The sequence below is a fragment of the Hyphobacterium lacteum genome, assembly GCF_036330345.1.
In the GTDB taxonomy this organism is placed as follows: Bacteria; Pseudomonadota; Alphaproteobacteria; order Caulobacterales; family Maricaulaceae; genus Hyphobacterium; species Hyphobacterium lacteum.
Genome location: NZ_JAZDRP010000002.1, coordinates 311,306 through 331,963, shown reverse-complemented (window position 1 = coordinate 331,963; position 20,658 = coordinate 311,306). Strand labels below are relative to the sequence as shown.

The 20,658-nt window shown below is 61.1% G+C and carries 17 protein-coding genes; 11 read left to right on the top strand and 6 right to left on the bottom strand.

Annotated elements, in window-relative coordinates:
- Positions 1-30 precede the first annotated feature (30 nt).
- Complete coding sequence (locus tag V0U79_RS04145; protein ID WP_330198207.1) at positions 31-834, top strand: hypothetical protein; 804 nt, start codon at positions 31-33, stop codon at positions 832-834.
- A 7-nt stretch (positions 835-841) separates the two neighbouring features.
- Here the strand turns inward: V0U79_RS04145 and V0U79_RS04140 are convergent, their stop codons facing one another.
- Together V0U79_RS04140 and V0U79_RS04135 are read right to left on the bottom strand one after the other, a co-directional pair.
- Positions 842-2,152, bottom strand: coding sequence for an APC family permease (locus V0U79_RS04140; RefSeq protein ID WP_330198206.1), 1,311 nt, complete (start codon positions 2,150-2,152; stop codon positions 842-844).
- Positions 2,142-3,227, bottom strand: coding sequence for an aromatic ring-hydroxylating oxygenase subunit alpha (locus tag V0U79_RS04135; protein WP_330198205.1), 1,086 nt, complete (start codon positions 3,225-3,227; stop codon positions 2,142-2,144). The genes V0U79_RS04140 and V0U79_RS04135 overlap by 11 nt, the downstream gene beginning before the upstream one ends.
- Before the next feature lie 75 nt (positions 3,228-3,302).
- Here V0U79_RS04135 and V0U79_RS04130 point away from each other — a divergent pair, with 75 nt between their 5' ends.
- The 5 genes from V0U79_RS04130 to V0U79_RS04110 all read left to right on the top strand — a co-directional run bounded on the left by V0U79_RS04130 (position 3,303) and on the right by V0U79_RS04110 (position 7,678).
- The gene (locus V0U79_RS04130) at positions 3,303-3,611 is read left to right on the top strand and encodes a DUF1244 domain-containing protein (RefSeq protein ID WP_330198204.1); all 309 of its coding nucleotides are present in this window, start codon (positions 3,303-3,305) and stop codon (positions 3,609-3,611) included.
- 145 nt (positions 3,612-3,756) lie between these two features.
- Positions 3,757-5,154, top strand: coding sequence for a circularly permuted type 2 ATP-grasp protein (locus tag V0U79_RS04125; RefSeq protein ID WP_373696438.1), 1,398 nt, complete (start codon positions 3,757-3,759; stop codon positions 5,152-5,154).
- A 5-nt stretch (positions 5,155-5,159) separates the two neighbouring features.
- Positions 5,160-6,101 (top strand): alpha-E domain-containing protein, encoded by a 942-nt coding sequence (locus tag V0U79_RS04120; RefSeq protein ID WP_330198202.1) that lies wholly within the window; start codon positions 5,160-5,162, stop codon positions 6,099-6,101.
- 4 nt (positions 6,102-6,105) lie between these two features.
- The gene (locus V0U79_RS04115) at positions 6,106-6,906 is read left to right on the top strand and encodes a transglutaminase family protein (protein ID WP_330198201.1); all 801 of its coding nucleotides are present in this window, start codon (positions 6,106-6,108) and stop codon (positions 6,904-6,906) included.
- Between the two features lie 40 nt (positions 6,907-6,946).
- Positions 6,947-7,678 (top strand): proteasome-type protease, encoded by a 732-nt coding sequence (locus V0U79_RS04110; RefSeq protein WP_330198200.1) that lies wholly within the window; start codon positions 6,947-6,949, stop codon positions 7,676-7,678.
- Positions 7,679-7,758: 80 nt separating this feature from the next.
- Here V0U79_RS04110 and V0U79_RS04105 read toward each other — a convergent pair whose 3' ends face one another.
- Together V0U79_RS04105 and V0U79_RS04100 are read right to left on the bottom strand one after the other, a co-directional pair.
- Entirely contained in the window at positions 7,759-8,805 is a 1,047-nt protein-coding gene (locus V0U79_RS04105) for a 1,9-bis(guanidino)-5-aza-nonane synthase (protein WP_330198199.1), read from the bottom strand.
- A 20-nt stretch (positions 8,806-8,825) separates the two neighbouring features.
- Positions 8,826-10,061, bottom strand: coding sequence for a type III PLP-dependent enzyme (locus tag V0U79_RS04100; RefSeq protein WP_330198198.1), 1,236 nt, complete (start codon positions 10,059-10,061; stop codon positions 8,826-8,828).
- Between the two features lie 255 nt (positions 10,062-10,316).
- Here V0U79_RS04100 and phnC point away from each other — a divergent pair, with 255 nt between their 5' ends.
- From phnC to V0U79_RS04080, 4 genes are all read left to right on the top strand, one after another.
- Positions 10,317-11,117: a phosphonate ABC transporter ATP-binding protein gene (phnC, locus tag V0U79_RS04095; protein WP_330198197.1), complete on the top strand. Its 801-nt coding sequence runs from the start codon at positions 10,317-10,319 to the stop codon at positions 11,115-11,117.
- A complete protein-coding gene (gene phnE, locus V0U79_RS04090) occupies positions 11,114-13,177 on the top strand; it encodes a phosphonate ABC transporter, permease protein PhnE (protein ID WP_330198196.1) in 2,064 nt (687 codons plus the stop codon). The genes phnC and phnE overlap by 4 nt, the downstream gene beginning before the upstream one ends.
- Before the next feature lie 173 nt (positions 13,178-13,350).
- Positions 13,351-14,511, top strand: coding sequence for an OprO/OprP family phosphate-selective porin (locus V0U79_RS04085; protein ID WP_330198195.1), 1,161 nt, complete (start codon positions 13,351-13,353; stop codon positions 14,509-14,511).
- Between the two features lie 34 nt (positions 14,512-14,545).
- Positions 14,546-15,655, top strand: coding sequence for a substrate-binding domain-containing protein (locus V0U79_RS04080; RefSeq protein ID WP_330198194.1), 1,110 nt, complete (start codon positions 14,546-14,548; stop codon positions 15,653-15,655).
- A 70-nt stretch (positions 15,656-15,725) separates the two neighbouring features.
- Here V0U79_RS04080 and V0U79_RS04075 read toward each other — a convergent pair whose 3' ends face one another.
- Positions 15,726-16,190 (bottom strand): DUF1129 domain-containing protein, encoded by a 465-nt coding sequence (locus V0U79_RS04075; RefSeq protein WP_330198193.1) that lies wholly within the window; start codon positions 16,188-16,190, stop codon positions 15,726-15,728.
- A 55-nt stretch (positions 16,191-16,245) separates the two neighbouring features.
- Positions 16,246-17,325 carry a glycosyltransferase family 4 protein gene (locus V0U79_RS04070; RefSeq protein ID WP_373696437.1) on the bottom strand — a complete coding sequence of 360 codons (1,080 nt, stop codon included), beginning with the start codon at positions 17,323-17,325 and terminating at the stop codon, positions 16,246-16,248.
- Between the two features lie 196 nt (positions 17,326-17,521).
- Between V0U79_RS04070 and putA the strand changes: the two genes are divergently transcribed.
- Complete coding sequence (gene putA, locus V0U79_RS04065) at positions 17,522-20,641, top strand: bifunctional proline dehydrogenase/L-glutamate gamma-semialdehyde dehydrogenase PutA (protein ID WP_330198191.1); 3,120 nt, start codon at positions 17,522-17,524, stop codon at positions 20,639-20,641.
- Positions 20,642-20,658: the final 17 nt, after the last annotated feature.

The window sequence follows — 20,658 nt, the reverse complement described above, 5'->3', positions numbered from 1 at the left end:
GTCCGACAAAGCGAGCAAAAAGGTGCTTCCATGATCGATCTCACCAGCCGGAATCATCCTGTCCTGACCGGCGTGTTCGGCGCGATGGCCATGCTGTTGCTGAGTTCGTCAGCGGCCGCTCACAAGACCTTTCTGAGTGCAGAATATGCTGTCTGGGCCGAGGGCTCTGCACCGGAATTCGCCCTGACAAGCGCGCTGGAGTTTCCCGACCTCGAGACGGGTCTGGCACAAGACCGGATTGCCTTCCTTTCCGCGGCCATCGGCGGCCGGCAGGTCTCGGATATCGGTTTTACCGAGACAGAGACCGCCCTGAACATCCGCCTAGAAACCGATGCAACAGGCCTGGGCGTGCTGGCGGTGAGCACCTATCCGCGCTCCGGTGAGATTCCACCCGCGAGCGTCGAGTTGTATTTCGACGAGATCAATGCCGACGAGCCTGTCCGAGCGGCGTTCCGGGTGCTTGAAGGCGAGCCGGCCTTGATGCGGAGCTATGCCAAGCACACGAAGATCATCTTCTGTGTCGCCACGTGTGAGGATATCGCCCTCGCCGCCGCCACACCCGTTGGGTTGCCCCTGGAATTTGTCATGCTGTCCGCAGCGGACAGGCAGTTTGCGCTTGCGCACGATGGTGAACGCCTGGCCGGTCACCAGGTCACGATCCACACGGGTGATGGCGAAGCTTTCGTGGCGCTGACGGATTCAGAAGGTGTATTCGAGGTGGTTGGAGAGGCTAGCGGCGATATCCTGATGTCCGCAGTCTGGATTGATCTGCCCGATACGGCGGATGGCAATTATCACAGTGAGCAGGCAACCATGACTGTCCGGCTCGACTAAACCGCCCTCACCCCCGCTGCCGTCCCACGTAAAACACCACCACGCCGACAGCCAGAAGCACCGCGCCCCAGGCGAGGACGACAAGGCCCGAGCCGAGGATGGCGAAGATGGAATAAAGCGCGCCCAGCACGGCAATGGCGGCCCATCCGCGCGCTGAACGCCAGGAATGCTTGAACTCGGCCATGGCGCTGACCAGCATCGGAATGAGGGTGGTGAGCGTGCTCATCATCAACAGGAAGGTGAAGGCCCCGACGAGGCCGCGCGAGAAATTCGCCAGCAGAAGCACGCTGGAAAAGGACGAGGCCAGGATCAGTGACCAATAGGGTGCATGGCCCTTGTTGCGGATGGCGAGGAATTTCGGCGCCAGCCGGTCGAGCGCCACCGCCAGCGGCATCTGACCGGAAGTGAAGATGTTCCCGTTCAGTGAACCGGCCGTCGAGATCAGCGCGCCAATGGCGACCAGCGGCGGTCCCCATGTGCCCAAAACGCGCGCAGCCTGGGAGAAGGGCGAGGTGGATGCGGCCAGCTGATCGGCGGGGACCAGCATCATCACAGCGGCGGTCGAGGCGATATAGACAATGGTCACGGTGATCACACCGGTGATGATGGCGCGCGGCATGGTCTTTTGCGGGTTCTCGACCTCGCCGGCCGGGATGACACCCGCCTCCATGCCGGCAAAGGCCCACATGGTGAGCAGCGCCGTGGTGGCGAGCACGGAAATGAAGCTGCCTTCACTCGGATTGAAAGCGGGCAAATTCTCCGCCGATCCGAAGGCCAGGCCGGCGAAGATGATGAGAATGAGCGGTATCAGCTTCAGGAAGGTCATCAAGAGCTGGACAAAACCCGCCTCGCGCACGCCGCGGATCGAGACCAGGGTCAGCCCCCAGAGCAAGGCGAGCGCGATGGCCAGCTGGGTCATGGGGTTGTCGTTCAGCGCCGGGAAGAAGACGCCGAGATAGCCGACAAAGGCGAGGGCGACGGTGGGCGTGGCGATCCAGACCGAGGCCCAATACCCCCAGGCGATCAGAAAGCCCGGCAGATCGCCGAAGGCATCATGGGCATAGGCATAAGGTCCGCCGGTGCGGGTGGTGCGCCCGGCCAGCCGCGCCAGCACGAGGGCGAGCAGGATGGATGATCCTCCGGTCAGCAGCCAGCCGCCAAAGCTCATCAGACCGTAGGGAGCGAGCACGGTGGGCAGGAGAAAGATCCCCGAACCGATCATCACCCCGACGGTGAGCGACCAGCAGCCCCAGAAGCCGAGTGGCTTCATGGCGGGATTGGGCACCGGCGGCAGGCCGGCTTCGGTTTCAGCGGTCATGAGGTTCCCTGTCTGCGCCATAGGCGCTGCGGAGGAGATTGTGGAAATGCCAGAGCGCGGATTCCTGCGCCGGTGACAGGCGGCCGGGCGTATAGGCGCCGGAGGCGAGGCCCTTCTGGACGCGCTCGCAAATCATCGCATCCTCGTCCTGGACTTCGCTGGAAAAGGCATCGTCTTCATCCGCGCGGGCGTCTTCGCCCGGCAGGTAATAATACGAGAACTCGACCTCGCAGCTGTCCGGCCCGGTGGCGATAATCCGGTTGGTCTGCATCCGCCCGGGCAAAATGTTCAACATGGTATTGGGATAGGCCAGCACGTAGAGCGCCTCGCCCATACCGTAGATCTTCGCGTCATTCATCGGCGAACGCTGGACCGACGCCCATTGCGACAATTCGATCGTGTAATTCGAATAATCAATCAGTGCGTTGAGGCCGTCATGCACGACAGGGACGTGATAGCCCTCCAGATAATTGTCGGCATAAACCTTCCAGTTCGCGGCGACCGGATAGGTGCGCGAATGCGAATAGCGCATTTGTCTGATGTGATCGGGCGCGCAGAAGGGCGCGATATCGGCGATGAAATCGTCAAAGGACGGACCGGCTGTTCCGGCGCGGGCGAAGACCATGCCGCACCATTCCGCCACCTCGATCGGGGCGAGGCGGATGCCGGCAATGTCGAAGCCCTCGGCCCCGTCCATTTGCGGGGTGATCTTCAGCTGACCGTCGAGATCATAGATCCAGCCATGATAGGCACAACGCAGGCGTTTCGCGCCCTTGCCATCGCACAGGGCAATCGGCCCGGCGCGGTGCCGGCAGACATTGTAGAAACCGTTGAGGCGGCCCTGAGCATTGCGCACGATCAGGATCGGTTTGCCGCCAATCTCGCGCACGACATGGTCACCGGAATTTTCCACCAGGGCGGCAGGCGCCACAATCTGCCAGTTTGTGGCCAGGATGTTATTCTGGTCGAACTCATGCGCGGCCCGTCCCAGATAGAAGGACGGGTCGAGTGCACGCGCTTGCTCCAGTGGCCGGATCGGGTCGGTGGGACCGGACCGGTTGTAATGGCTCCCCATGCGCCGACTATGCGCGTAAACTCATTCGCGGCAAGCCATTTCCAACCCGGCCAGAAACGACATTGAGGATAAGCCATGAAACATGACGATCTGAGCCGCCAGGATCAGAATGCACTCGACGCGGCGGCGTTCCGCCGGCTGCTGGCGCATCTGGATGACCGCAAGGACGTGCAGAATATCGATCTGATGATCCTGGCGGATTTCTGCCGTAACTGTCTGTCGAAATGGTATCGCGCGGCTGCCGAGGAGCGGGGGCTGAATATCTCCGACGCCGAGGCGCGCGAGCGGATCTACGGCATGGCGTATGAGGACTGGAAGGCGAACTTCCAGACCCCGGCAACGCCGGAACAGATGGCGGCGTTCGAGGCTCGCAAGCGTGACTAGATTTCGGGGGGCCTAGCCAACGCCGCCCCTTCTCCGTTAGGCTTCGCTGCATTGCAACATGGGTTGGTTCCGGTGCCGTTCGGCATTGGAGCGCCATTGAAAGCGATCGCTGAACGAAGACGGGGATAGTTTGTTTTTTAACGAAATGCAGGACGAGGCGGGAACGCCGCGTGAGCCATACGATGCCTATTGCGACTGGCTGAAAGGCAATGATGCGGCACTTCTTCGCCGCAAGGCCAAGGAGGCGGACGCATTTTTCCGCCGTACGGGAATAACATTCAATGTCTACAGCCAGGCCGAAGCGGATGAGCGGCTGATTCCGTTCGACCAGATTCCCCGGATCATATCGGCCCGGGAATGGGCCCGCCTGTCGAAAGGAATAGAACAGCGGGTACGGGCGCTCAACGCATTCCTCCACGACATCTATCATGATCAGGAGATCATCAAAGCCGGACGTTTGCCCAAAAGTCTGATCGCGGACAATGAGGCGCTGCTGCCGCAAATGATGGGAATGAGCCCGCCGGGCGGGGTCTATACTCACATTGTCGGAGTCGATCTTGTCCGGACCGGCAAGGATGAATTTTATGTCCTCGAGGATAATGCGCGGACTCCTTCCGGCGTCTCCTACATGCTGGAGAACCGGGAAACGATGTTGCACATGTATCCCGAGCTGTTCTCGAAAATCCCGGTCGCACCCGTCAGCGAATACCCTCTGGACCTTCGCCGGTCGCTAGAGAAATGCGCGCCGGCCGCCTGTACCGACCGGCCGGTGATTGCGGTGCTAACCCCGGGTCTGCACAATTCCGCCTACTATGAACATGCTTTCCTGGCCGAGCAGATGGGGGCCGAACTGGTGGAGGGCCATGATCTCAGGGTGGTCGACGGACGCGTCGCCATGCGCACCACACAAGGCTACAAGACCATTGATGTGCTTTACCGCCGCGTCGATGATGACTTTCTGGATCCGCTCAATTTCAATCCGGAATCTGTGCTCGGCGTGCCAGGCATTTTCGACATCTACCGGGCGGGCGGCATTACGATTGCCAATGCCCCGGGCACCGGTATTTCGGACGACAAGGCGCTCTATTCCTATATGCCGGATATCGTCGAATTCTATACAGGCACGTCCTCAATTCTCGAGAATGTGCCGACCTGGCGATGTTCGGAACCTGAGTCGCTGGCATATGTTCTCGACCATCTCGACGAGCTGGTGGTCAAGGAAGTCCACGGCTCCGGCGGATACGGAATGCTGGTCGGGCCGGCGGCCAGCAAGAAGGAGATCGCCGCTTTCCGGAGGAAGCTTGAAGCCAAGCCCGGCGGCTATATCGCCCAGCCGACACTGGCGCTGTCGACCGTGCCCATTCTATCGCGATCCGGACTTGCACCCAGGCATGTGGATTTGCGCCCCTTCGTGCTGGTCTCGCCGGATGGCATCAATATCACGCCGGGCGGCCTGACCCGGGTAGCGATGAAGGCAGGCTCCCTCGTGGTGAATTCCAGCCAGGGCGGTGGAACCAAAGATACCTGGGTATTGGAGGACTAGCCGCTATGTTGGGAAAAACCGCCAGTGGCCTTTACTGGATGTTCCGCCAGCTTGAGCGCAGCGAGAACACGGCGCGGTTGATCGATGCCGGATTCCGGATGGCACTGACCCGCCAGGCCTCCGGGCAGGGCGAATGGGCTTCAATCGTCCGAACGGCCGGCTGTGATGACAGTTATCGCGATGCGCACGACGCCTATGAGGCGGATCGCGTGATCGACTTTCTCCTGCGCGATCCCGATAATCCGTCGAGCGTGTATTCCGTGTTCCGGCAGGCCCGTAACAATGCACGAATGGTCCGGACCGCGCTGACGAGAGAGGTCTGGGAAAGTACAAATGAAAGCTGGCTGTTGCTAAACGACAAGCTGGCCAAACCTGTCCGTCAGGCCGATTTGCCCAATCTTCTGGACTTCATCCGACAGCGTAGCGCCATGGTCCGCGGGGCCTGGCACGGCACGGCGCTTCGCAATGACATTTACAGTTTTGCCCGGCTCGGGACACGGATCGAACGGGCAGACAACACGGCGCGCATCCTCGATGTGAAATACTATGTCCTGTTGCCCAGCTCGGCCTCGATCGGCTCCTCACTGGACAATGTACAATGGGAATCGATCCTTCGTTCAGCGTCCGCGGCGCGGGCCTTCAACTGGTTGAATGGTGGCGAGACCACGCCGGCAAAGATAGCGGAATTCCTGATGTTCAACCGGCAGATGCCGCGCTCGCTGATCTTCTGCTATTCCGACAATGTCCGGGCGCTGGACGACCTTGCCGCAGTTTATGGCGAAAAACAGCCCTCGGCAGACTTGGCGCGCGCTACGCTTTCGAAGCTGAATGATCAGGACATTGACCGGGTTTTCGAGATCGGGCTGCATGAATTCCTGACCGAATTCCTGCGGGCGAACAATGCGCTCGCCAGTCAGATCGAAGCCGATTACAGATTCGTGGCCTGATATCATGCGGCTGAAAATCACCCACACGACGCGATATGAATACCGGCAGGACGTTCCTTACGGCCTCCAGCAATTGCGTCTGATTCCTGTGTCCGGTCCGGCCCAGACGGTTGTTAACTGGTCACTCGATCTGGGTCTGGCCGAGCAGCAGGCGGCTTTCCGCGACCATATCGGCAACGAGGTGCGTTTGGTCAGCATCGGTGAAGGTACGCGGGTGGTCGAGATTATCAGCCATGGCGAGGTCGACACGCATGATACGGCCGGTGTCATCGGTGCGCATAATGGGGCAGCGCCGCTTTGGTATTTCGAGCGGCAGACCGATCTGACCCGGCCGGGCCCGGCGGTCGGGAAGTTGCTGAAGGCGTGGCGGCCGCCGGGGGATGACCCCGTCGCGAAGCTCCACAGCCTCATCACGCATATTGGCGATTCCATTGCTTATGAGACCGATACGTCACATTCGGAAACCACGGCAGAAAGCGCCGCCCTGGCCGGAACGGGGGTCTGCCAGGACCATACCCATATCCTGATCGGCATGGCCCGTGCGATGGGTCTGCCGGCGCGATATGTCAGCGGCTATCTGATGATGGATGACCGGACCCACCAGGATGCGAGCCATGCCTGGGCGGAAGTTTATGTCGAGGGACTGGGCTGGGTCGGGTTTGACGTATCGAACCGTATTTCGCCGGATGAGCGCTATGTCCGGATTGCCAGCGGGCTGGACTATCGTGAGGCCGCGCCGATCAGCGGTTTTGTCTTTGGCGGCGGCAAGGAATCAATGATTGTCACGCTGCAGGTTCAGCAATAATGGAGAGCCCGGGCATCGGGCTCGAAGGATTCTCTGGTAAATGACCTATTGCGTTGGCATGCGCCTCGACAAGGGGCTGGTCTTCATGTCCGACACGCGGACCAATGCCGGCGTCGACAATGTCTTCACCTTCCGCAAGTTATTTACCTGGTCGTTGCCCGGAGAGCGCGCCATCGTGTTGCAGACGGCTGGAAACCTGGCCACGACACAAGCCGTGGTCAGTCTGCTGAACGAGCGCATGAAAGCGCCGGGTGATCGCAACCCGTCCATCCTCGAAGCGCCGACCATGTTTCAGGTCGCGCGACTGGTCGGCAACACGCTGAAAGAAGTGGTGCAGTCGCAATCCGATCAGGGTCCGGATGCGGATTCCACCTTTGGTGCGACGATCATTGTCGGCGGCCAGATTGCGGGTTCGGATCCGCGGCTCTTCCTGGTGTATCCGGAAGGCAATTTCATCGAATCCTCGGACGAGAACCCGTTCTTCCAGATTGGCGAGGCCAAGTATGGCCGGCCGATCCTGTTGCGCGGCTATGATCCGGCGATGAGCTTTGCCGACGCCGCCAAACTGCTGCTGCTATCGTTTGAATCGACGCTCAAGGCCAATCTGTCAGTTGGCATGCCGTTCGATCTGCTGGTCTATCCCGAGGGCAGTTTCAGCGTCGACAAGACGCGGCGGATCGCCGCCGACGATGCCTATTTCCAGACCCTGTCGACGGCCTGGGCGGAAGGCATCAAGGAAGCCATTGCCGGCCTGCCGGATTTCGAGCTTTAAGCGGTCATGTAACCCGCAAAGAAAAAGGCGCTCCGCCGTCACCGTGAAGCGCCTTTTCCAATGCGTAGGTATTCGTCCGCCTAGTCTTCGAACATGTCGGCGAAGCGGCGCTTCTTGCGGCTTTTCCAGGCTTCGCGGTGATAGACGTCGGAGACGATCATCGGGGCCACAGTGGTGGCTTCGGCATAGACCATCTGTTCCAGCGCCACATCGACCTTGCCCCAGGAGCAGGCCTCTTTCAGCGTCGAGGACGAGCAGGCACCGTCGCGCACATCGGCCACGGTGATCTGCACGGCATAGGCATGCATCGGCACTTCATGGCCGAGGATTTCCGCGCAAACGACAGTGTCCTGGGCGAAGTTCTTCGGCACACCGCCACCGATCATGAACAGGCCGGTCGTACCTGCCTTGATCTTGATGTCGGTCAACTCTCGGAAGTCGGCAACCGCGTCGATCGACAGATAGGCTTCGCCCGCCTTCATGCGCTCGACCTGGTGCTTCACCAGGCCGAAACCGGCCGAGCAGTCGGCAAAGGCTGGCACGAAGATCGGTACGCCATGCTCATAGCATTCCTGGATCAGCGAGCCTTGCTTCTTGGCGCCGCCCTCGGCCAGCCACTTGCCCATGGCGTGGATGAAAGCGCGCGAGGAGATCGGCTTGGCGGGCAGTGAATCGGCAATCTCGCCGATCGTGTGATCGCAGGCCTGCAGCTCTTCCTCGTCGATATAGGTATCGTAGATCCGGTCGATATAGAGATCACGCAGGATGCGGTCGTCCGGAATGTCCTTGGCCTGATAGTGCTTGAAGCCGAGAGCCTCGAAGAAATCCATGTCGACGATGGAGGCACCGGTGGCGACGATGGCATCGACCATGTTGTTGCGGACCATGTCGCGCCAGACATGCATGCAGCCGCCGGCCGAGGTGGAGCCGGCCAGGGTGAGGATCACCGAGCAATCCGGGTCGGACACGGCCGAGTTCAGGATACGCGCGGCGCGGGCGGCGTCGCGCGAGGTGAAGGACATCTTCTCCCAGGCGTCGATCACCGGGCGGGCGTCGAATTGCGTGATGTCGATATGTTCGATCGGCGAAGACAGAAGCTCCGCCTTCTTGTTCGTTATATCAGTCATTTCAAACTCTTGCTAGAATTCTATCGGCGGCGCATGCGCTCGCGGCGGCGTTTGGTGCGCGGGAAGGCGACGATTTCCGCACCGCCGGTTTCCTGCTCCTGAGGATTGGAGACATACAGGCTCTGCCAGGGAAAATCACGCATGGCGGCCAATTCGTATTCGCCGAAACCGTTGAAACGCGTCGCCATGGCTTCACCATAGGCGCCCAGCATGCCGATCTCGATGACATCGCCTTCGCGGATATCGGCTGGCAGATCATACGGTCCCGGCATGGAGTCGATTGAATCGCAGGTCGGGCCGAACAGGCGGAAGGGCGACATCTCGCCGGTCAGCTCTCCCGTCTCGCGGAAGACGCGCATCGGGAAAGGCCATTTGGCGTGTGTGGCATCGAACAGCATGCCGTACGAGCCATCGTTCAGATAGAGCGCATCGCCCTTGCGCAGCTCCACGCGGGTGAGAACGGACGCGGCCTCGGCGACCAGGGCACGGCCCGGCTCGCACCAGAGATCGGCGTTCTCCAGAACCATCATCTCCTCGAACGTCTCTTCGATCACGTCGAAATACTGCTGCAGCGGCGGCGGCGTCAGGCCCGGATAGATGGACGGGAATCCGCCACCGACATCGACGATATCGACGGTAACGCCGGCACGGGCGATCAGGCGGCTGGCTTCCAGCATGGCCTGACGATAGGCCATCGGATCCATACACTGGCTGCCGACATGGAAGCTGATGCCCAGCTCGTCGGCGATCCGGCGCGCTTTCTCGATCAGCGCCGGAGCGTCAAATGTGCTGGCACCGAACTTGCCGGCCAGCGGCAAGACAGACCCGGCATTGGACACGCCGAGGCGGATAATCAGGGTCAGGTCACTGGCGTTGCCAGTTTCCTCGATGATCTTCTTCAGCTCGTCCTCGCAATCGAGCGCGAAGATGCGCACGCCATACTCATGGTAGGCGGTGCGGATGGCGTGGCGGCTCTTGACCGGATGCAGGAAAGCCATGGTGGCGCCCGGGCAGCGCTCGTCGATCAGCTTCACCTCATTGAGAGAAGCGACATCAAACCAGCGATGGCCGGCAGCATAGAGTCCGTCGATCACCCACGGCGAAGGGTTCGCCTTCACGGCATAGAGCACTTCGCCACTGAAATGTTCCTGGAACCAGTGAACCGCGACGGTCAGCCGATCTTTCCGGGTACAAACGTTCGGAATCTCGACGGGCCGATTTCGGACCAGGTCCAGGGGCGTATTGAACGTGTCCAACGCACGAAACCCCCTGACAGCTATTAACCCAATCCGGCATCGTTACCTCCGCCGGGATTTGCGATGTATGCCCAAACGAAAAAGCTGTAAAGCGAAAAATCGCTCATCGCCGGATTGCCCTTTAAACCCTAGTGGTTCACCGTGTTTTTTCAACATCTGCGCATTTGAACTGCCGCCAAAACTGAAGGTTTCACAAAACCGTCACGCAAGGCGGGCAAGTGAGCGTTGAGCGAAGTTATCGGGGGCCCAGCCTTTATGACCGAGACCCAGCCGGCCCTACTGGCCGAAAACATCAATGTGACATTCGGCACGACACAGGCGCTGAAGAATGTGACGCTGCGCGTGGACAAGGGCGAGATGGTGGCCCTGATCGGCCCTTCCGGATCGGGCAAGTCCACCCTTCTGCGGGTCTCTGCGGGCCTGCAACTGGCGGATTCGACATCGGGCGCGTCACGGATTTTCGGCGACCGGGTACAGGAAAAAGGCAAGCTGTCGCCGGGTGTGCGCCGGGCGCGGGCCAAGGTCGGCTTCATTTTCCAGCAGTTCAATCTGGTCAAGCGGATCAGCCTGTATTCGAATGTCCTGATCGGTGCGCTGGGACGGATGCCCGGCTGGCAGGGTGTGATGGGCCGGTTTTCTCCCGAGGACCGCAAGAAGGCGATGGATTCGCTGGAACGTGTCGGCATCGCCGAATATGCCGGTAACCGCGCCGCCAATCTTTCCGGCGGCCAGCAACAGCGCGGTGCCATTGCCCGCGCCATGGTGCAGGGTGCGCAGGCGATTTTCGCCGACGAGCCGATCGCTTCGCTCGACCCGGTCTCTGCGCGGAATGTGATGCGGCTTCTGGCCGAACTCAACGAACAGGACGGGATTACGGTCGTGGTGACACTCCACCAGGTGGATTACGCGTTGAAATACTGCCGCCGTGCTGTGGCGCTGAAAGCCGGTGAGATCATCTATGACGGTCCGACCAGTGGCCTGACCCGCGACAAGCTGATCGAGATCTATGGCGACGAATATATCGGCGTCCTGGACGAGGAAGGGGAACCGGCATGATGGCCCGCCTTCTGATCTCTCTCCTGGCCCTTTTGGGGCTGGCGTCCGTGGCGCAAGCGCAGGAAGCCGAGGACACCACGATCGTCTTCGGTGTTGTCGCGACAGAGCAATCGGAAAATGTGCTGGCCCTGTGGGAACCCTTCGTTGAGGACATGGCCCGCGATACCGGGTTTGAAGTCGTCCTGCGGTCTGCCGGGGACTACACCGGCGTCGTCGAGGCGATGCGCGCCGATCAGGTGCAGCTGGCCTGGCTGACCAACCGGTCCGGCCTCGAAGCCGCGCGCCGGGCCAATGCGGAAGTCTTCGCCAAATTTATCTATCCCGACGGACAGCTGGGCTATCGCTCGATCATCATTGTCCCGGCGGACAGCCCGTTGCAGACACTGGACGATCTGCTGGTCTGCGATGGCAGCGTCAATTTCGGCTTCGGTGATCCGTTGTCGACCTCCGGTACACTGGTGCCGAATGCCTATATCTTCTCGCCGCGCGGCATCGATCCGCAGACCTGTTTCAACCAGGTCACACGCGCCAGCCATGAAGCCAATCTTCTGACGGTGGCCAATGAGCAATTGGATGCGGCGACCAACAACACAACGAATATCGAACGGCTCGAACGGACCCGGCCGGATGTGCTGGAAGACGTTCGAATTATCTGGCGTTCGCCCCTGATCCAGACCGATCCGATCATGTGGCGGACCGATCTGCCGGCAGATGTCCGTGCCCGTATCCAGGAGTTTTTCCTGACCTATGGGTGGCGCGGCGATGCGGAGCAGCGCGCCCATGAGCAAGGCATTCTGCGCGAGCTGGAAATGGGCGGCTTCCTGCCGGCCACAAATGATCACTTCCTGCCGATCCGCCGGCTGGAACTCATCGACCGCCAGGCCGGGCTGCGTTCGCAGATCGCGACCGTGCAGGCCGATCCGGAACTGAACGATGTGCTGCGCGACGAGCAATTGGCCGATCTGCGCGAGGAATTGGCGGCTGTTGATGCCGAGCTGGCCGAGGTGGGCCAGCAGGAACGCGCGATTGCGACCCAGCAGGTCTCGCTGCAGATCGAGGCCGCGCGCGCCAACATGCTGGCGGATCCGGACACCAACCGGGATGCGGTCTCCGATCTGGTCGAGACCTTCCTGCAGGACCAGGGCACACCGCCGCCACAGACCGTGCAGGCTGCCCATGGCCGCGCGGATGAGGGTGATCCCACCCTGTTCCGCGCTTTGGTCGGGCTGATTGTCGGTCTGGGCGTGTTTGGCCTGATCATGTTTGTCAGTCAGCCGCCAAAGCATGCGCCGGCGCGACTGTTGTCCGACCGTCTGATCGACGGGGTGATCTGGGGCGGTTTCTTCGGACTGCTGATCTGGAGTTTCTGGTCGGCCGAAGTGTTCAAATTCCCGCTGCTGGGCGCCAATGCTGACAGGATGGGCGAGTATCTGGCAGGCTTTACCCGTCCGGACTTCTCGGAATGGTCGAATTATCTCGAGCAGATCATCGTCACTATCCAGATCGCGCTCTGGGGCACTTTCTTTGCTGTGGTGCTGGCCATCCCGCTGGGTCTTCTGGGGGCTTCGAACATCGCGCCGTTCTGGATCCGCCGGCCTGTACGGATCGTCATGGACGGGCTTCGCGCCATCAACGAGCTGGTCGTGGCTGCGGTTTTTGTGGCCGCGGTCGGCCTGGGCCCGTTCGCCGGTGTTCTGGCGCTGGCCTTCCATACGGCCGGCGTGCTGGGCAAGCTGTTCTCCGAGGCCGTCGAATCCATCGATGAAGGTCCGGTCGAGGGCGTGCGCGCCACCGGGGCCGGCCCGATGAACGAGGTCACCTGGGCTGTGGTTCCGCAGGTCATCCCGCTATGGGCGTCCTATGCGCTCTACCGGTTCGAATCCAACACCCGTTCGGCTACCATTCTCGGCCTGATCGGGGCGGGCGGTATCGGTCAGGTGCTGATCGAGAACATCCGTTCGTTCGAGTACGGGAAGACTGCGGTCATCATCGGAATCATCATCATTGCGGTGACGCTGGTGGACATGCTGTCGCAAGTCCTGCGCAAGCGCCTGATGTAATCCGTATACGGAAACGCCTGTCACGAATACGTCTTCGACCTGTCAAAAAAAGGTTTTCCGAGCGTAACGGAAGTGTCTCTCTTGCGTTACGAAACCGTCGCCGGATGCCTTTAAGCGTGCCGCCAACCTGAGGGGAATCAGGTCTTGGAAATCACGTAGACAGGACAATCAAGATGAAAAGCATTCTGGCAGGCGGTGTTGCCGCATTGGCTTTTGCATGCGGCGCCTTCGCAGACGGTCCCGTATTCCATGCGGCACCGGAATGGGAAGACCCGGAAACCGGCAATTCCTTCAAATTGCGCGGACGTCTCTATTTCGACGTTGCTTTCGGCAATGTCGACACGACCGGTCGTAATGAGAGCTATTCCGCTTCGGAAATGCGCACCGGCCGCCTCGGCGTCGAGGGCAGCTGGTACAATTTCGAGTACAAGGCGGAATTCGACTTCGCCGACAATTCGGTTGATGCCAAGGACGTCTACATCGAATGGGATGGCGGCGATTTTTCGGTGATCATTGGTCACCAGAAAACGCCGAACTCGCTCGAAGAGCAGACCTCAAGCCGTTACATCACCTTTATGGAGCGGGGCCAGATTACGGACGCGTTCCGCCTCGACCGCCGGCTGGGCATCGCCATCGCCACGGGCGGTGACAACTATTCCTTCCGCGCCGGTCTCTTCGGTGGCAGCGTCAATGAAGACAATTCCGGCTCGTCCATGTCGGAATCGATGGCCGTTGCAGCGCGCCTGACCTTCACACCGATCAACACCGACAACAATGTGCTGCACCTGGGCGTCAGCGGCCGCTATTATGACCGTGGTGACAATTCAGGTACGGCGGTGCGCGTGCGGTCGCGTCCGAATGTTCACTTGGCCGAGCGCCTGGTTGACGTGAATACCGGTGCCGACCAGTCCACCCTGTTCGGTCTCGAAGCGGCCTGGATTTCAGGTCCTTTCCACGCCCATGCCGAATACATGTCGGAAGATGCCGATGGCTCGGCCGACGACTTCCAGGGCTATTTCGTCAATCTCGGCTGGTTCCTGACCGGTGAGCAGCGCGCCTATCGCGCGTCCTCCGGTGCTTTCCGCCGCACCTCTCCGTCTGCACCGGTCAGCGGTGGTGGCGGCGGTGCCTGGGAACTGGCTGGCCGCTACGATTACCTCGATACCGACAGCGGCGGCTCGCTGACGACTTACACGGCCGGCGTGAACTGGTATCCTGAAGCCTATGTGCGATTCATGCTGAACGTCGTGGTCGGCGATGTTGAAGGCACCGGTGCCCGTCTGGGCGAAGGCGACTTCAACGCCGTTCAGGCTCGCGCCCAGATCGACTGGTAACTTCCAGCTCAAACTCAAACAAACAGGTCCAATCATGAACAAGATGTTTTTCTCGACCATTCTGGGCGCCGGAGCCCTGGCCATCGTGGCTTGCTCCGATGCAACCAGCTCGAACACGGCGACGACGACAGCGGCCACCGGCAGCGCGTCTGCTGCCACCGCGGCGCAATCGGGTACGCGCAATGTGATCCGCATCGTCGGGTCCTCGACGGTCTTCCCGTTCTCCACGGCAGTGGCCGAAAGCTTTGGTGCCCGCACCTCCTTCCCGACCCCGGTTGTCGAATCGACCGGTACGGGTGGTGGCATGCGCCTCTTCTGCGGCGGTGTCGGTGTTGACACGCCGGACCTCACCGGTGCTTCGCGCCGGATGACGCCGAGCGAATACGAGCTTTGCCAGTCCAATGGCGTTCGCGAGATCGTGGAATTGCCGATCGGCTTTGACGGTATTGTCATTTCGAATGTTTCGACGGGTCCGGAACTGGATATTTCCCGCGGCCAGATCTGGCAGGCTCTCGCGGCCCAGGTGCCGGCGGAAGACTGCACCATGGTCGACAATCCCTATACGCGCTGGTCGGAAATTGACTCCTCGCTGCCGGATCTGCGGATCGAAGTGTTCGGCCCGCCGCCGACCTCGGGCACCCGCGATGCCTTCGTTGAACTGGCGATGGAGGCCGGTGCCGAGGAGATCGCCGCCGAGACCGGCTGTGAGATCCCTGATATGGCGATGGCCCGCATTCGTGAGGATGGTGCCTGGATCGACAGCGGCGAGAATGACAATGCGATCGTTCAGACGCTGGTCAACACGCCGACCGCCTATGGCGTGTTCGGCTATTCCTTCCTGTCGCAGAATGGCGACCGTATCCAGGGTGCCCGCGTTGACGGTGTGGCCCCGGAATTCGATGCGATTGCATCGGGTGAATACCCGATTTCGCGCTCCATGTTCGTCTATGCCAAGGTCCAGCATGTGGGCGTGGTGCCGGGCATCCAGGAATATCTTGAGGAGTTCTCCTCGGACGATGCCTGGGGTGATTTCGGTTACCTGACCGATCGCGGCCTGATCCCGCTGCCGGAAGCCATGCGCATGGAAATGTCGCAACGGGTCGCCGACATGGACACCATGACCGAGGCCCCGGAAGGTCATTAGGTCCGGATATTCCCGCGCCGGCGGGACCAGAGAAATGGGAACGGCCGAGCTTGTGCCCGGCCGTTTTTTTTCATGCGTAGATCTCGACCAGATCGTCCGTATCTACGAGGTTCCGGCGCAGGCGCTTGCGGATCCAGTAGCGGGTCAGAAGACCGCTAATGACACCCAGTATACCGTTGACCATGCCGAGCCAGAAACCGCTGTTGAGGACGGCGCCGACCGGGTCCGATGCCGCTGCCGCAAGGATCAGGAAAATCAGGAAGGTCGGCAGGAAGCCGGCGAGAAACCCGGCCAGGCCGAAGATCAGCGAAAAGCGCCGCGTACGGCCCTTCATCAGCAAAAGCACCGGTACGAAAATCGCGATGCCCGCAATCGCGGTTGACAACAGATAGGTCAGGGCGGCTGCAACATCGACCCCGAGGCTCCCGGTAAAAACGCCGATCAGCCCGGACAAACCAGCGCAGGTCACCACGAAAAGGGGATAGGCCTGAGCAATCGCGATGCTGCGTTGGGAAAAGGCGCGGGCCGGGGACATGAGTGCAGTTGATACGCCTGCGCCGGCATTGGCAATGCGGCGGGCGGCCTCAGGGCTAGAACAGCGGCTTGCGCTCTTTCCGGCCCAGACGGCGAAGGCGGCGCCAGAACTTGCGGCCCTCCGGCTTGGGTTGCGGCTTGAGGTTCTTCACGAACTCTTCCGCGCAGGACTTCCACGAGAAGCCTTCCGCATATTCGCGGCAGCGCTCGCGCTTCATCTTCAGTGCTTCCAGGCAGGCTTCGCGCAGATCCTCGGACACCGCGCCTGCGCCCGTTCCCGGGATCAGATCCTTCGGGCCCGGCGCCGGGAAGGCCGCGACCGGCGTGCCGCAGGCCATGGATTCCAGGATCACCAGACCGAATGTGTCGGTCAGGCTGGGGAAGACGAAGACATCGGCGTCGGCGAAATACTGCGCCAGCTCGTCGCCATATTTGGGGCCGAGGAACTGGATATCCGGATATTCCTTGCGCAATTCGTCGAGCTGCGGGCCGGGGCCGATGACCACCTTGGTGCCGGGCAGATCGCAATCGAGGAAGGCCTCGATATTCTTTTCCACGGCAACGCGGCCGACATAGACCCAGATCGGGCCTTCCAGATCCGGGTAGACGCCGCCATCAATGCCTCTTTTATCAGGGTTGAAGAGGACGGTGTCGACACCGCGCGCCCAGGGCGTGATGTTCTTGAAGCCGCGAGCGGCCAGATCATCGCGCATGGACGGCGTCGCCACCATCAGGCGGCCACCGGCATTGTGGAACCAGCGCATGAAGGAATAGCCTGCCGACAACGGAATGAAGGGGAAGCGGGCGTTCACATATTCCGGGAATTTGGTGTGATAGCTGGTCGTAAAAGGCAGTTTCCACTTCAGGCAGACCGCGCGTGCCGCCATGCCCAGCGGGCCCTCGGTTGAAATGTGGATGGCTTCCGGCTCGAAATCCTTGAAACGCTGCTCGATATCCTTGCGCGCGCCCATGGCCAGCTGGATTTCCGGGTAGGTCGGCAGCGGCATGGTCTTGTAGCCGAGGCCGGGGTGGATCACCTCCACCTCGTGACCCATGGCGCGGCATTCCTCGACCGTGCGGGTCAGCGTGCGAACCACGCCATTGACCTGCGGCTCCCAGGCATCGGTGACCAGCATGATGCGCTTCGGCTTGCCGCCGAAATCATCATCCTCATCGTCCTCGATGTCGTTCGTATCGGTTTGGTTGTCCATCATGCGCGTCTCCATAAACCATAATTCGCACATGGCGAAGAGGCGTTTCATGCTCTTGCCAGCCGGTTTTGGGCATGATCAAAGCGCCATGATAGGATTTGGCTTTAGCAGAGTGAGCGCCATGCCGGATACTGCAACTGTCGGGATCGACTGGGACAAGATCGACACCCTCAAATTTGCCGATGAAACGGAGGCCGCCCGCGCGCTCTCCCGCAGGATCGGTTTTAGCGGTGACGATATCGATACGGTGCGCAAGGGTGCCATCGATCTGGTCGAGCGAGCCCGTAAATCGACCAAAACCGCGGGCTTGATGGAAAGCTTCCTCCAGGAGTTCGGCCTGTCCAACAAGGAAGGTCTCGCCCTGATGTGCCTGGCCGAGGCGCTTTTGCGGGTGCCGGATGCGGAGACGGTCGACAAGCTGATCGCCGAGCGGATCGGCTCGGGCGAGTGGAGCGGCCATGTCGGCAAATCCGAGCACTGGCTGGTCAATGCCTCGACGCTGGGTCTGATGCTGACCGGCTCGCTGGTCGAGGTCGATCGCGAGGCCAAAAAGAACCCCGGCACCTATATGCGCCGCCTGACCCATCGCATGGGCGAGCCGGTGATCCGGGCCGCCACCATGCAGGCCATGAAGATCCTCGGCGAGCAATTCGTTCTGGGCCGCTCGATCAAGGCGGCGATCAAACGCGGCCATAAGACGGAAGGCCGGCTGCATTCCTTCGACATGCTGGGCGAGGGTGCCCGTACGCATGCTGATGCGGCGCGCTATCACAAGCGCTATCTGGAAGCGATTGCTACCGTCGGATCTCATCGCGGCGAGGGTGCGATCGAGACAGTTGACGGGATTTCCGTAAAACTGTCGGCCTTGCATCCGCGCTATCATGCGGTGAAGGAAGCCAGCGTTTTTGAAGAGCTCTACCCTCTCGTGCTGGAACAGGCCGAAGCCGCCAAGGCGGCGAATATCGGACTGTGCCTGGATGCCGAGGAAAGCGACCGGCTGGTCATTTCGCTGAGGATTTTCGAGCGCCTCGCGCGGGAGCCCTCGCTGGCCGGATGGAATGGTCTGGGGCTGGCGATCCAGGCCTACCAGAAGCGCTGTGAGGCGGTGATAGAAAACCTGATTGCGCTGGGCCGGGAAACCGGGCGGCGCTTCCTCGTCCGACTGGTGAAGGGCGCGTACTGGGACACCGAGATCAAATTTGCCCAGCAGATGGGATGGCCGGATTTCCCGGTCTGGTCGACCAAGCCGGCAACCGATCTCAATTATCTGGCCTGCGCGCGACTGATGCTGACGGCGCCGGATGCGGTCTATTCCCAGTTTGCCACCCATAACGCCTTCACCCTGTGTGCTGTGCGCCACCTGGCGCAGGCGGCGGGTGTCGAATCGTATGAATTCCAGCGTCTGCACGGCATGGGCGAGCCGCTCTACAAAGCCGCACAGGACGCTTTTGGCGGTCATCCGGTCCGGATCTATGCCCCGGTCGGCGAACACGAGGATCTGTTGCCCTATCTCGTGCGGCGCTTGCTGGAAAACGGGGCGAACACGTCTTTCGTTCACTCCTTCCTCGACAAGTCGGTGCCGGCAGCCGATGTCGCCAGTGGTCCGTTCGACGTGGCGGGCACGATTGACCGGCACCCCTTCATCGCCGCACCGCTGCGCCTTTACGGCGACAGCCGCACCAATTCTGCCGGTGTTGATCTGAGCCAGGTGTCCGTTCGCGAACGCCTGGCAGCGGAACAGGCGAAGCTCGATGCCCAATTGCCACTGCCGGCCGGTCCGGTCGTGCGAGGCAAGATGCAGGTGTCAGACCCTTACAAGCATGCCAGCCCGGTCAATCAGCACAATGTCGTTTCGCTGATCTCCAATGCGACGGATGATCATATCGACGATGCCTTCGAGGCCGCCCGGGCGGCCCAGCGCGGCTGGGACGAGCTGGGCGGAGCCCGGCGTGCGGAGATTCTCCGTGCCATGGGCGATGCGCTGGAAGCTGAAACCGACCGGTTGATTGCGATCATGACGCGCGAAGGCGGCAAGAATCTTCCCGACGGCGTTGCGGAAGTCCGTGAGGCGGTGGATTTCTGCCGCTATTACGCGGCCGAGGCCGAGCGCAAGTTTGCCGGACCGGTCCGTCTTCCCGGACCGGCTGGAGAGACCAATCATCTCGAATTGCGGGGCCGCGGTGTGTTTGTCTGCATCAGCCCGTGGAATTTCCCGCTGGCCATCTTCACCGGTCAGCTGGCTGCGGCTCTGGCGGCCGGGAATACCGTGCTGGCCAAACCCGCCGAGCAGACCCCGCTGATCGCCTGTGAAGCGGTCAAATTGTTCCAGGAGGCGGGGCTTCCCAAAGACGTGCTGCATCTCATCACCGGAGATGGCCGTGCCGGGGCCGCTCTGGTCAATGATCTGCGCACGGGCGGTGTGTGTTTCACCGGCTCCACCGAAGTGGCGCGAATCATCAACAAGGCGCTGTCGGAAAAAGACGGTCCGATCGTGCCCTTCATCGCCGAGACCGGCGGGCTGAATGGCATGTTCGTCGATACCTCCGCCCTGAAAGAGCAGGTGATCGATGATGCCATATTGTCGGCTTTCGGTTCGGCCGGTCAGCGGTGTTCGGCGCTGCGTATCCTCTTCCTGCCGGAAGATACTGCAGATGGTTTCATTGAAGGGCTGATCGGTGCCATGGATGCACTGGCGCTTGGCGATCCGGCCGAGGCCTTCACCGATGTCGGCCCTGTGATCGACGAGGAAGCCAAGGGCATTCTCGACCAGCACATGACCCGGATGCGTGTGAATGCGAAAGTGCTCAAGCAGGCCGATCCCGGTCCGCTGGCCGACAATGGCTTCTTCTTTGCGCCGGCGCTGATCGAGATCCCCTCGCTGGACCTGATGGAACGCGAGGTGTTCGGGCCGATTCTTCACGTGTTGCGTTACAAGCGGAAGGATGTCGGCAAGATTGCGCGGGAGCTGGCGGCCAAGGGCTATGGTCTGACGCTGGGAATTCACTCGCGCCTGTCGCGATTCCATGAGGAAATCATGGCGGAAGTGCCTGCCGGCAATGTCTATGTGAACCGGAATATCACGGGCGCGGTAGTCGGCGTTCAGCCGTTTGGCGGGGAAGGTCTGTCGGGCACCGGACCGAAGGCGGGTGGTCCTCACTATCTCGCCAGGTTTGCGACGGAGCGCACGGTGACCGTTAACATTTCGGCGCAGGGCGGCGATCCGGAACTGCTAAGTCTTTGACCTTTCGTGGGGTGATA

What these genes read in the sequence shown, in the direction of transcription:
- V0U79_RS04130 (WP_330198204.1), top strand. Translation starts at nt 3,303, where the DNA reads ATGAAACATGACGATCTGAGCCGCCAGGATCAGAATGCACTCGACGCG.
- V0U79_RS04135 (WP_330198205.1), bottom strand. Translation starts at nt 3,227, where the DNA reads ATGGGGAGCCATTACAACCGGTCCGGTCCCACCGACCCGATCCGGCCA.
- V0U79_RS04105 (WP_330198199.1), bottom strand. Translation starts at nt 8,805, where the DNA reads ATGACTGATATAACGAACAAGAAGGCGGAGCTTCTGTCTTCGCCGATC.
- V0U79_RS04145 (WP_330198207.1), top strand. Translation starts at nt 31, where the DNA reads ATGATCGATCTCACCAGCCGGAATCATCCTGTCCTGACCGGCGTGTTC.
- V0U79_RS04140 (WP_330198206.1), bottom strand. Translation starts at nt 2,152, where the DNA reads ATGACCGCTGAAACCGAAGCCGGCCTGCCGCCGGTGCCCAATCCCGCC.
- putA (WP_330198191.1), top strand. Translation starts at nt 17,522, where the DNA reads ATGCCGGATACTGCAACTGTCGGGATCGACTGGGACAAGATCGACACC.
- phnE (WP_330198196.1), top strand. Translation starts at nt 11,114, where the DNA reads ATGATGGCCCGCCTTCTGATCTCTCTCCTGGCCCTTTTGGGGCTGGCG.
- V0U79_RS04110 (WP_330198200.1), top strand. Translation starts at nt 6,947, where the DNA reads ATGACCTATTGCGTTGGCATGCGCCTCGACAAGGGGCTGGTCTTCATG.
- V0U79_RS04070 (WP_373696437.1), bottom strand. Translation starts at nt 17,325, where the DNA reads ATGCTGGTCACCGATGCCTGGGAGCCGCAGGTCAATGGCGTGGTTCGC.
- phnC (WP_330198197.1), top strand. Translation starts at nt 10,317, where the DNA reads ATGACCGAGACCCAGCCGGCCCTACTGGCCGAAAACATCAATGTGACA.
- V0U79_RS04085 (WP_330198195.1), top strand. Translation starts at nt 13,351, where the DNA reads ATGAAAAGCATTCTGGCAGGCGGTGTTGCCGCATTGGCTTTTGCATGC.
- V0U79_RS04120 (WP_330198202.1), top strand. Translation starts at nt 5,160, where the DNA reads ATGTTGGGAAAAACCGCCAGTGGCCTTTACTGGATGTTCCGCCAGCTT.
- V0U79_RS04080 (WP_330198194.1), top strand. Translation starts at nt 14,546, where the DNA reads ATGAACAAGATGTTTTTCTCGACCATTCTGGGCGCCGGAGCCCTGGCC.
- V0U79_RS04115 (WP_330198201.1), top strand. Translation starts at nt 6,106, where the DNA reads ATGCGGCTGAAAATCACCCACACGACGCGATATGAATACCGGCAGGAC.
- V0U79_RS04125 (WP_373696438.1), top strand. Translation starts at nt 3,757, where the DNA reads ATGCAGGACGAGGCGGGAACGCCGCGTGAGCCATACGATGCCTATTGC.
- V0U79_RS04075 (WP_330198193.1), bottom strand. Translation starts at nt 16,190, where the DNA reads ATGTCCCCGGCCCGCGCCTTTTCCCAACGCAGCATCGCGATTGCTCAG.